This window comes from Pirellulales bacterium, assembly GCA_019694435.1.
In the GTDB taxonomy this organism is placed as follows: Bacteria; Planctomycetota; Planctomycetia; order Pirellulales; family JAEUIK01; genus JAIBBZ01.
Window position 1 is genome coordinate 41,840 of the sequence record JAIBBZ010000010.1, and the last position, 11,843, is coordinate 53,682.

9 protein-coding genes are annotated in these 11,843 nt (G+C 65.8%); all 9 read left to right on the plus strand.

Annotated features, from left to right (window positions below):
* The first annotated feature begins 35 nt into the window (after window positions 1–35).
* The 9 genes from K1X74_10095 (at window position 36) to K1X74_10135 (ending at window position 11,746) form a co-directional block, all read left to right on the plus strand.
* Entirely contained in the window at window positions 36–1,586 is a 1,551-nt protein-coding gene (locus K1X74_10095) for a PDZ domain-containing protein (GenBank protein ID MBX7166684.1), read from the plus strand.
* A 381-nt stretch (window positions 1,587–1,967) separates the two neighbouring features.
* A complete protein-coding gene (alaS, locus tag K1X74_10100; GenBank protein ID MBX7166685.1) occupies window positions 1,968–4,589 on the plus strand; it encodes an alanine--tRNA ligase in 2,622 nt (873 codons plus the stop codon).
* A 142-nt stretch (window positions 4,590–4,731) separates the two neighbouring features.
* A complete protein-coding gene (gene rpmF, locus K1X74_10105; GenBank protein ID MBX7166686.1) occupies window positions 4,732–4,920 on the plus strand; it encodes a 50S ribosomal protein L32 in 189 nt (62 codons plus the stop codon).
* Window positions 4,921–5,107: 187 nt separating this feature from the next.
* Entirely contained in the window at window positions 5,108–5,965 is an 858-nt protein-coding gene (gene fabD, locus K1X74_10110) for an ACP S-malonyltransferase (protein ID MBX7166687.1), read from the plus strand.
* Between the two features lie 73 nt (window positions 5,966–6,038).
* On the plus strand, window positions 6,039–6,806 hold the full coding sequence (gene fabG / locus K1X74_10115) for a 3-oxoacyl-[acyl-carrier-protein] reductase (protein ID MBX7166688.1): 768 nt from the start codon (window positions 6,039–6,041) through the stop codon (window positions 6,804–6,806).
* Between the two features lie 499 nt (window positions 6,807–7,305).
* Window positions 7,306–7,548 (plus strand): acyl carrier protein, encoded by a 243-nt coding sequence (locus K1X74_10120; protein MBX7166689.1) that lies wholly within the window; start codon window positions 7,306–7,308, stop codon window positions 7,546–7,548.
* Window positions 7,545–8,792, plus strand: a complete 1,248-nt coding sequence (gene fabF / locus K1X74_10125) for a beta-ketoacyl-ACP synthase II (protein MBX7166690.1) — start codon at window positions 7,545–7,547, stop codon at window positions 8,790–8,792. Before K1X74_10120 ends, fabF begins: the two co-directional genes overlap by 4 nt.
* 236 nt (window positions 8,793–9,028) lie before the next feature.
* Window positions 9,029–10,261 (plus strand): hypothetical protein, encoded by a 1,233-nt coding sequence (locus K1X74_10130; protein ID MBX7166691.1) that lies wholly within the window; start codon window positions 9,029–9,031, stop codon window positions 10,259–10,261.
* Between the two features lie 78 nt (window positions 10,262–10,339).
* Window positions 10,340–11,746 carry a DUF1501 domain-containing protein gene (locus K1X74_10135; protein ID MBX7166692.1) on the plus strand — a complete coding sequence of 469 codons (1,407 nt, stop codon included), beginning with the start codon at window positions 10,340–10,342 and terminating at the stop codon, window positions 11,744–11,746.
* Window positions 11,747–11,843: the final 97 nt, after the last annotated feature.

The window sequence follows — 11,843 nt, forward strand, 5'->3', positions numbered from 1 at the left end:
GGACCGCCCCGCCCGCCTTGTGCGAGATACCGCCGATGGCCGAAACGACTCGGTTTGCTGGGCCGCCTCAGAACCCCATCGCGCCGCCCGACGGCCGCGCCAAGACGCACACGTTCGCACGCTGCTGGGTTGCGCAGGCGTTACGGCTGGCACTGATGGCCGCCGCATGCCTGGCAACACTGCCCGCCCGGGCACAGTCGGCCCCCGATGCAGCGACCGGCCTGCAGTTGGCCGCGTCGATCGAGCAATCGATGGTCGCCGCGATTGGCGAGGCGGAAAAATCCGTCGTGGCGATTGCCCGCATTCGGCGCAACGACGCCGAAGGCGGCCCGGCTGGCCCCCTGTTCGATCCTTTCGGTCAACAGGCTACGACGAACGAAGAGTCCGATCCGAGCCAGCCCGGCTTCATCCCGACCGATTTCGGAACGGGCGTGGTGGTCGACCGCAGCGGACTGGTGTTGACCTGCAACCACGTTCTGGGCGACAGCGACAACAGCATCTATCGGGTGACGACGATCGACCGGCGTACCTACAACGCCAAGGTCAAAGCGAGCGACACTCGCAGCGATCTGGCCGTATTGCAGCTGGAAGACGCCTCGGGCCTGACGCCGATCAAATTCGGTAACGGCGCCGCACTGCGCAAGGGGCAGATCGTCATCGCGCTAGGGAACCCCTATGCGATCGCCCGCGACGGCCAGGCCAGCGCGAGTTGGGGCATCGTGGCGAACCTTTCGCGCAAAGCCGCGCCGGGCGCCAAGGACGAATCGCAGCGTCCGCGTTCGACGCTGCACCATTACGGCACGCTGATCCAGACCGATGCCAAGCTGAATCTGGGCACCAGCGGCGGGGCACTGGTAAATCTCAAGGGGGAAATGGTCGGCCTCACGACCGCCTTGGCGGCCATCGTTGGCTATGAACAATCGGCCGGCTATGCAGTGCCGGTCGACGAGACCTTTTTGCGCGTCCTCGAGGACCTCAAGCAGGGGCGCGAAGTGCAATACGGATTGCTGGGCATTTTGCCGAACAACTTGTCGGCCGACGACATCCGCGGAGGCCGGCAGGGTGCGCTGGTGACCGGAGTACAGGTGGGCACTCCCGCTCAGCGGTTTCTCGAGCCGGAAGACGTGATCACCGCCGTCAACGGACAGCCGGTCTTCGATGCCGACAGCCTGGTGTTGAACGTGGGTCGCCTCGAGGCCGGCGCCACCGCCGCGCTGAACATCGAACGCGGCGGGCGGCAAATGCGCGTGGCCGTCGAACTGGCCAAGTTTCCCGTGGCGGGCAAGCGCGTGTTCACGCCTGAGCCCGCCTGGCGAGGATTGCGGGTCGATTACAAGACGGCGCTGCTCGACCAGGCCGCCGGGGTGATCCCGCCCGAAGACTGCGTGGTGGTGATCGACGTCGCGTCGGACAGTTCCGCGTGGAACGCGGGCTTGCGCCCCGGCATGTATATCAGCCACGTCGATGGCCGCCCGGTGCGCAACCCACGCGATTTTCGCGAAGCGGTGGCCGATAAATCGGCGCCCGTGCGCGTGCTACTCCCGTTGGGTACGGACAGCGAGCGAACTCGCGTCATCGCGCCCTAGGCAGCCAGGCTAGGCGCCCCAGGTAGCCACAACGGCGTGCCGTGTCGCTGGCCTTTGCACTCCGCAGTCGCTTTTTTTCTCAAGCGCATTGGCCGTCGAACGATCGGCGCCCAGGCACGGCATCGCCGCGGCCCGGCAACCTGGCCATTACCCCTGAAGCTGTAAGACATTACCGCCTAGGCGGATTTTAGGGGCAGCGGTATCATGACCTGTTTGAGCCGCGGTCCGCCAGGGTCGGGCGGTGAATGGCTTCGCCATTAGCTGCCCGTCTTCGGGGCTGTCGCACTGCGATTTGGAAGCTGTCGCACTGCGATTGCCGGCCACCGTCTCCCCGGCACAGCGCTCGTCCCGAACCTGACTTCAGCCGCTACCTGATCGCCCATGCAGACCGACGAAATCCGCGAGAAGTACCTGGCTTTCTTTGAGTCGAAGGGCTGCGTGCGCCGCCCCAGCGACGTGCTTGTGCCCCACTGGGACCCCTCGGTGCTGTTCACGCCGGCCGGCATGAACCAGTTCAAAGATCACTTCCTGGGCAAGTGCAAACTCGAGTTCACCCGCGCGACAACGTGCCAGAAGTGTCTGCGGACGGGCGACATCGACAACGTGGGCCGCACGGCCTATCACCACACGTTCTTCGAGATGCTCGGCAACTTCAGCTTCGGCGACTACTTCAAGCTCGAAGCGATCGTCTGGGCGTGGGAATTTCTCACCAGCAAGGCCTGGCTCGGAATCGACCCGAACCGGTTGACGGTATCGGTCTACCAGGACGACGACGAGGCGGCCAACATCTGGATGGAACAGGTCGGCCTGCCGGCCTCGCGCATCACGCGCATGGGCGAAAACGACAACTTCTGGCCGGCCGGCGCTCCGAGCCACGGCCCCGACGGTGTGTGCGGCCCCTGCAGCGAGATCTTCTATCACACCGAAAAGCAGGGCGAAGTCGAGATCTGGAATCTCGTCTTCACGCAGTTCAATCGCGTGGGCGAACCGCCCGACAATCTCCGCCCGCTGCCCAGCAAGAATATCGACACGGGCATGGGCCTCGAGCGTGCCGCCTCGGTGCTGCAAGGGGCCGACACGAATTTTCACATCGACATCTTCAAGCCCCTGGTGGCCAAAGCGGCCGAGATTTGCGGGCAGAAATACGATCCAGCGAGCGAGACGGGACGACGACTGCGGCGCATCGCCGACCACCTGCGGGCCTGCGTGTTCGCAATCCACGAAAACGTCTATCCCGGGCCAGACAAGGAAAAATATGTCGTCCGCCGTTTGTTGCGCCGGGCCGTACTCGACGCGCACCAGATGAACGTCCGCGAGCCGCTGCTGCACAATCTCGCGAGCGTGGTGGCCCAAGTGATGGGCCGGCCCTATCCGGAATTGAAAGACAGCGTCAATCGCGTGGCCGACGTGATTCGCCGCGAGGAGGCCAGCTTCCTGGCCACGATCGACTCGGGCCTGGAACGCATCGACCGCTTGTTCCGCGCGCTGAAAGACCAGGGCCGCGTGATGGTCTCGGGCAGCGAAGCGGCCGATATGTATACGACCTACGGGTTCCCGCCGGAGTTGTTCGAGACGCTGGCCGCCGAACACAACCTGACGTTCGATTGGGACGGCTACCGCGCCGAGATGGAAAAGCACGGCGACAAGTCGGGCCGCCGCAAGTTCGAATTGTTCCAGACCGGCCCGCTCGACGCACTCAAGAAGGCCTACGGCACGACCACCTTCCTCGGCTACGATCGGATCGAGTCCCCGGCAAAGATCGTCGGCATCGTCGCTCAGGATCACCTGTGCGAAGCGGTCGACGAGATCGGCCATGCCGAGCCGATCCGCGTGGTCCTCGATCAGACCCCGTTCTACGGCGAAGGCGGCGGCCAGGTGGGCGACACGGGCCAGATCACCGGCGAGGGGTTCGAGTTTGAAGTGGTCGACACCCTGAAGGACGGCGGCCTGCTGGTCCACGTCGGCCATCTGCGCCAAGGAAGGATGAAACTCGGCTCGCAAGCCACGGCCCGGGTCGACGCCGTACGGCGCCAGGCCATCCGCCGGGCGCATTCGGCCACGCACGTGCTGCACTACGCGTTGCAGAAGCATCTCGGCGGACATGCCCAGCAGCGCGGCTCGAAGGTCGACCGCGACCTGCTGCGATTCGATTTCACGAATCCCTCGGCCGTGACGCGCGAGCAGCTGGCCACGATCGAAGACGAGGTGAATGCCCGTATCCTCGATGCGGCACCCGTCGCCTGGCAGATGCTCCCCCTGACCGAGGCGCGCTCACACGGCGCCATGATGCTGTTCGGCGAGAAGTATCCCGACGAGGTCCGCATGGTCTCGATGGGCGGTTTCAGCAAGGAGCTGTGCGGCGGCACCCACGTGGACAACACCGCGCAGATCGGGCTGTTTCGCCTGGTTGGCGAGGAAAGCGTGTCGGCTGGTACCCGACGCATCACGGCCCTGACCGGCGCCGCGGCACTGGCCGACATGCGCAAGACGCAGAACCTGCTCGCCGAGGCGGCCGCAGCTCTCAGGGTGCCGCTCGACAAGGTGCCCGAACGCGCCGAAACACTGGCCAAGGAGAATCGCGAACTGAAGAAACAGGCCACGGCCGCGCCGGCCAAGGGCGACCGGAGCCTCGAGAGCCTGTTGGCCGGGGCCGAAGACATCGGCGGCACGAAAGTGATCGTGGCCGAGGTGCCGGCGCCGGTGCCCATGTTGCGGCAGTACATCGACTCGCTGCGCAAACAGGCAGCGCCCGCGGCCGTGCTGCTGGCGGCTCGCGACGGCGACAAAGTGATGCTCGTCGCGGGCGTGAGCCGAGATCTGGAGCAGCGCGGCGTCAGCGCGGCCGAATGGATTCGCTCGCCGGCGGCGTTGGTTGGCGGCAGCGGGGGCGGCCGCGCCGACATGGCCCAGGCCGGCGGCAAGGATCCCGCACACCTTGCGGCCGCCTTGGACGAGGCCCGCAAGGGCATCCGCGACCTGCTGGCGGCCAGTGCGGCGAAGTAGACCGCCAGCCGCAACTCGTCGAAATCCGCGGCACGCGCAGCGGTTGACAGGGTTCGGCCACGGTCTTTACGATGACGGGCTCGCTTGCCTGCCCTGGGCCGTACCGGTCCCGACCTTTCTTGATTGTGTTCGAGGTGCCCCGATGGCCGTACCGAAGCGCCGCCAGTCCAACGCCCGTACCCGCACCCGTCGCGCGCACCACTTCGTCACGCCGATTCAGACGGTGAACTGCCCGCAGTGCAGCACGCCGCTGCCGTCGCACGTGGTGTGCCCCAACTGCGGCCACTACATGGGCCGGACGGTCGTCGACATGACGACGGAAAAGAAATAGCCCGCCGCCCCGGGCCTCGCTCGTGGCCGCCGCGCCTGTGCTGCAGGCCGGCCTGACGCTGCCCAAGGGCCGCGTCATCTGTTAAAACCTCCAGCGCCAAGTTTTCCGGGGGTTTTTACGTGGAGACACCGACGCCGTGAGTCGCATCGCGTTTTTGTTTCCAGGCCAAGGCGCGCAAACGGTCGGCATGGGCCAGGCGCTCGCCGAATCGCTGCCTGCCGTCCGAGAGTTGTACGATCGCGCCTCGGGCGTACTGGGCTACGACTTGGCGGCCTTGTGTTTCAACGGGCCGGCCGAAGATCTCGATTCGACCGTCTACAGCCAACCGGCCCTGTTCGTCACGAGCCTGGCGGCGTTGGAATCACTGCGACACGAGTCGCCCGACGTGGTGCTCTCGTGCGAAGCGGCGGCGGGCTTGAGCCTGGGTGAATACACGGCCATGGTGTTCGCCGGCGTCATGGACTTCGAAGAAGGGCTGCGCGTAGTCGCGCAGCGCGGCGCGGCGATGCAAGACGCCGCCGATGCGACCCCCAGCGGCATGGTCAGCATTCTCGGCATGGAGCGCGTGCAGGTCGAACGGTTGTGCGACGAAGTTCGCGGCAACGAGATCCTCTCCATCGCCAACCTGCTGTGTCCCGGCAACATCGTCATCTCGGGCAGCAATGCCGCTTGCGAACGGGCGGCCGAGCGGGCCGAAGCGGCCGGCGCGATGAAGGCGGTCCCCCTGGCCGTGGCAGGCGCGTTTCACACCTCGATCATGCAGCCGGCCGTCGAGCGGCTGGCGGTAGCTTTGAGCAAGGCCACGCTGCGCCGCCCAAAGATCCCGGTTATTTCCAACGTCGATGCGCAGCCACATGACGATCCGGAGGAAATCCGCGAGCTACTCATCCGGCAGGTCGTCTCGCCGGTCCGCTGGGAGGATTCGATGCGGTACCTCGTCGCCCAGGGGTTCACGCAATACTACGAAGTGGGGCCCGGCCGAGTGTTGCGGGGACTGATGCGGCGCATCGATCGCCAATGCACCTGCCACGGCGCGATGAACTAGTTCGTCATCCGGTTTGCCGTTGCAACGCGTCTGGCGCGGCGGCTGTTGGTTTCTCGAATCGAGGCACGACCCTATGTCCGATGGAATTGGCGGTTTGAAGGTCGATCTTTCCGGCCAGGTGGCCATCGTCACGGGAGCCTCGCGCGGGCTGGGAAAAGCAATGGCCCTCCGGCTCGGCGAGGCCGGGGCCAAGGTCGCTTGCGTGGCGCGCGATGCCGCCAAGCTGGCCGATACGGTCGGCGCCATCGCCGCCGCCGGCGGCACGGCACAGGCGTTTCCCTGCGACGTGTCCAATGCCGAGGCCGTGGCGGCCCTGGTCGACCAGGTCACCGAGCAATGGAAAACCGTCGAGATCCTGGTCAACAACGCCGGAATTACCCGCGACACCTTGTTCCCGCGCATGCAGGACGACGAATGGGACGAAGTGATCGCCACCAACCTGCGCGGTCCGTTCTTGTTTGCGCGCGCAGTTACGCGGCCGATGATGCGACAGCGTTATGGCCGGATCATCAACATCTCCAGCGTCAGCGGGCTGGTCGGTAATCCGGGACAGGCCAACTACTCGGCGTCCAAGGCCGGATTGATCGGGATGACCCAGACGGTGGCGCGCGAACTGGCGGGCCGCAACGTCACGGTCAACGCGGTCGCGCCGGGATTCATCGAGAGCGACATGTCGGCAGCGCTGGGCGACCTGGTGATCGAAGAGGCCAAGAAGCGGATCCCCGTCAAACGGCTGGGCACCCCCGACGAGGTGGCCGCCGTGGTACTGTTCCTGGCCAGTCGCGCAGCGAGCTATGTGACCGGGCAGGTATTCGTCGTCGACGGGGGGATGACCGCCTGAGCCTGGTCGGCGCCGGTTGGTCGCGAAGTTGCGGAGAGCCCTCCCGGCCCGAGTGACCTGCTGGCTGTGCGCGGCAACTCACACGAGCTGCGCCGGCGGCCTCGCTAGCGCTGCTGCCAAAGCCCCACGACTGCCCGTTCGCGCGGGCCCCCGCCAAATCGCCGTAAGTCTTCCGCTGACAGGGTTTCCGCACGCGTAGTTAGGTGTAGACACGTACCTGGAAAACCAGTATATCTTGACCAGCCTAACTAAGGCCCTCCAGTCGTTTGACTTAACCGATCTGGCTGACTTGACCGATTCAGACTTAGTCGATTGAGTGAACGATGAGCCCGATCGACAGCCGACCGCTTCCTGGGCCGATGTGGGCCCCGTGGCGATGCGGCTGTCGGGTAGTTGCAACCCCAACCGAGCCGCGCATAACTCCACCGCAACGGCGCGTGTCCCCTGGCGAGGCGCCGGCTCGACCTTTCGTACGACCCAAGTGAGGAGATCCTCAGCCGTGGCCTCTGTAACCGAACGAGTGATTGAGATCGTCGCCGAGCAGCTCGGCGTCAGCAAGGAACAGGTCACGCCCGAGACGTCGTTCGTCAACGATCTCGGTGCCGACTCGCTCGATACGGTCGAGCTCGTAATGGAGCTCGAGGAAGAGTTCGACATCAACATTCCCGACGACGCCGCCGAGAAGATTCAAACCGTCGGCCAGGCGATTGAGTACATCGAGAAGATGGCTTCGGCGAAATGAAGCGCCGCGTGGTGATTACCGGGCTCGGGGCGGTGACGTCGCTCGGTTGCCGGATCGAAGATCTCTGGCAACGCGTCCTGGCAGGACACAGCGGCGTCGGCGAAATCAGCTCGTTCGATACGACCGACTTCAAGGTCCGCTTTGCCGGCGAGGTCAAGGACTTCTCGACCGAGGGGTACCTGCCCACCAAAGAAGCCAAGCGAATCGACCGCTTTTCCCAATTCGCCCTGGTCGCCGCGACCGATGCGATCCGAGATTCGGGCATCGACTGCGAGCGCGAGGACGCGTTTCGCATCGGGGTCGTGCTGGGCTCGGGCGTCGGCGGGTTGCACGAAATCGAGACGCAGCACACCCGACTGATCGAGAAAGGCCCCGACAAGGTCTCGGCCTTTACCATCCCCAAGCTGATGGTCAACGCGGCCAGCGGGCAGGTTTCGATTCACTTCGGCCTGCGGGGCCCGAACACGGCCGTGGCCACGGCCTGCGCCAGCGCCGCCAACGCGATCGGCGAGGCCTTCAAGGCGATTCAATACGACGACGCCGACATCATGGTCACCGGCGGCACCGAAGCAGCCGTCACACCGATGGGCATCAGCGGTTTTGCGTCGATGCGAGCCCTTTCGACTCGCAATGACAATCCGGCCGAGGCCAGCCGTCCGTTCGACAAAGAACGCGACGGTTTTGTGCTCGGCGAGGGGGCCGGAATCCTGGTCCTCGAAGAACTCGAGCACGCCCGGGCTCGCGGCGCGCGGATCTACGCCGAATTGCTCGGCTACGGCACCTACGGCGATGCCGGGCACATCACCCAGCCGGATGAGAACGGCATCGGCGCCGTCAAAGCGATGCGCCGAGCGCTGACCGATGCGGGGCGGGACCCCAGCGCGATCGACTACATCAACGCACACGGCACCAGCACGATGCTGGGCGACGCCGCCGAGACGCAGGCCATTAAGAACGTCTTTGGCGAGTCGGCACGCAAAGTGAGCATCTCGAGCACCAAGAGCCAATTGGGACACCTGCTGGGGGCCAGCGGCGGTGTCGAACTGGTGCTCAGCACGCTGGCAATTCGCGACAACATGGTCCCCCCGACGATCAACTACTCGACTCCCGATCCGGCGTGCGATCTCGACTACACGCCCAACCAGCCGCGCGAGCGTAAGCTCGATTACGCCATGTCGAACAGCTTCGGCTTCGGCGGCCATAACGCAACGCTGGTCATCGGCCGGCTCAACGGCAAGCACTAGCAGCGCCGCCACTGCTGTCGGCCCACGCCCACTCGATCTTGTTCTGCGCGGGTGGCATTTCTATACTCCCGCTCCCTTTTCGCCATCTGCCGGTGTGCGGTCGGCTGGCGCCCTGCGGTGGTCGTCGCTCGTGGACGACACGCTACACCGCCGGGGCACAGTGCTCGTCTCGACCGCGCGTCGCGCAGCCAATCGCCGACCGGCAACGGTCGCCCGGGAGCAGGAGATTTCCCGTGATGCCAGGCCTTCGCTCTGCGTTGCCTTTCGTGTTTCTGGGTGGGCTGTGCGGCTTCGCCGCCGTGGCGCAAGCGCAACAACCGCTGACCCCGGCGAACGACCCCAATTGGCGTGCGAGTAGTCCCCGGGCCACGGCCCGAATCGCCCGCAGCGAGGCTCCGGAGAGCGAGGCGCCGCTGGTGCCGATCGAGCCGACGCAACCCAATGGCCCGCCCCCTTCGGCGCGAGCCACGGTCAAGACGGGCCCCATCGAGCTGCCGAACGAGCGCGGCCAGGTCTGGCGCGAGTATGACCTGACTCCGTACACGAGCCGGGTGACGAATACCACACATCCCGAGCAAGCGATCGTCGATTGGATCCTGCGCGAGACGGGTTACGAAGTCTGGCACGGCGATCCGTTGGGCGTGTTGAGCGCCAACACCCGGACGCTAAAGGTCTATCACACGCCGGAGATGCATGCCGTCGTGGCCGACGTGGTCGACCGTTTCGTCTCGAGCGAAGCGGAAACGCAGACGTTCGGCGTGCGCGTGGTCACGGTCGACCAGCCCAACTGGCGCGCCCGGGCGCAAAACCTGCTGCGCCCACTGGCGGTGCAAACCCCCGGTGCGCAGGCCTGGATGCTCGCCAAGGAAGACGCGGCGATGCTGCTGGGCGAGCTGCGCAAGCGGACCGACTTTCGCGAGCACAGTTCGCCGCACCTGATGGTGAACAACGGGCAATCGACGGTGATCGCCGTCACGAGGCCCAAGACCTATGTCAAGGAAATCGTGGCCAAGCCCGAGGCCTGGCCCGGGTTCGACACGACGATGGGCCAGATCGACGAGGGGTTCACCCTCGAATTGACTCCGCTGTTGGCGCTCGACGGGCGTTCGATCGACGCGATCGTCAAATGCAACGTCGACCAGGTGGAAAAGCTCGTGCCGGTCGTGGTCGAGGCGCCCTCGACGGTGGCGCCCCGGCAACGGGCCAAGATCGAGGTCCCCCGGATCAGCCAGGTGCGGATGCACGAGCGATTTCGCTGGCCAGGCGAGCAGGTGCTGGTGATCGGCCTGGGCGTCGTCGCGATGCCGGTGCCGACCGAGCCAGACGCCCTGCTGGGCGCCGTGCCTTTCTTGAACGGGCCGGCCCGGGCCGACCTGTTGATCTTTGTCGAGAACAAGGGCAGCGGCGCACCCCCGACGATCACGCGCAGCGCGGCGACCGACCCGCGTCGCTACAACGGGCGGTATTAGCAGTTCGCGCGTGACAACTGCACGCACATCGTGAGATAATGCCGCAGACCTTCCATGCCGCGGCACGAACTCACGACGATGTCCACGCGCCAGCCTTCTTTCACTCACGGCGAACATGCGTTCACCGCGCTCAATCCCCGGGTGCGTGAGGGCCTGGTGTGCTACGGTCGGCGGAGTGTGCTCAAGGCGAGCCTCGCCGGGTTGGCTGGGTTGTCCGTGCCGGGGTTGCTGCGACAGCGGGCCGAGGCCTGGGCTGCCGGCCGTCCGGCCGCCTCGACGAAAAGCGTCATCCTGCTGTGGATGACCGGCGGGCCCAGCCATATCGATACCTGGGACCTCAAGCCCGACGCGCCTGCCGAGATTCGGGGGCCCTTCGGCACGATCCCGTCGGCGCTCCCCGGCGTGCGGCTGTGCGAATATCTGCCCAAGCAGGCGGCCTTGCTCGACCGCATGACGTTGATCCGCTCGGTCGATGCCCGGCACTCGAATCACGAGCCCAACCACGTCATCCAGACCGGCAACAGCGAGGCCGAACCTCGGCTCAATCGCGACGGCGACAAGTATCCGGCCATCGGCTCGCTGGTGGCGCGGTTCCGCGGGGCGAACGATCCGCGGATGCCGGCCTACGTATCGCTCAACCTGCAAGACCGCAGCCACCTCGCGTGGGCCGGTTATTTGGGCAAGCAATACGACCCGTTCGTCGCCAAGGACGCCGCGCGGCTGTTCGAGCTGCCCCGCGGACTCGACGAGGCTCGGCTGAACAACCGCCGGGCGCTGCTCGCGGATTTCGACCGGCTGCGGCGCGATTTGGACCGCACGGGCCAACTGGCAGCACTGGACAGTTACGGCCAGCAGGCGGTCGAAATCGTGGCCGGACAGCGGGCCCGCGAGGCATTCGATCTGTCGCGCGAGCCGGAAATCGTGCTGGCGCGCTACGGCGAGCATGGGTGGAGCCGGCAAGCGCTGCTCGCGCGGCGACTGGTCGAAGCCGGCGTTAGTTTCGTGACGATCGACTTGAGCAATCACACGGCCTCGGGCACCTGGGACACGCACGGCGACAACATCCCGCCCTATGGCGGCATCTGGAACGGGTTGCGACCCTTGCTACCCGTGTTCGATCACGTGCTGACGACGCTGGTGGGCGATCTGGAAGAACGCGGGCTGCTGGATCAGGTCTTGGTGATCGCGATGGGCGAATTTGGCCGCACGCCGCATTTGGGGACCCAGGGCAGCACCGACGGCCGCGATCATTGGCCGAGCGTGTCGTCGATGACGCTCGCCGGCGGCGGACTTCGCCACGGCCAAGTAATCGGCGCTACAGAGCGCGACGGCGGCCAGATCAAGCATCGCCCCGTGACGCCGGGTGACCTGGCAGCGACGATCTTTCGCCACATGGAAGTGCCGCTCGACGCGACGTACCTCGATTTTCGCGGGCGTCCTAGACCGATCGTCGAAAACGGCGAACCGATCGCCGAGCTGTTCTAAGGCCGCGGCGAATCGTGTGATTCACCGCTCGATAGCAGGGCATCAACTCCGGGACCGGCCCCGGCGCGGCCCGCCGGCGGGCGCTCGTTGAACTCGA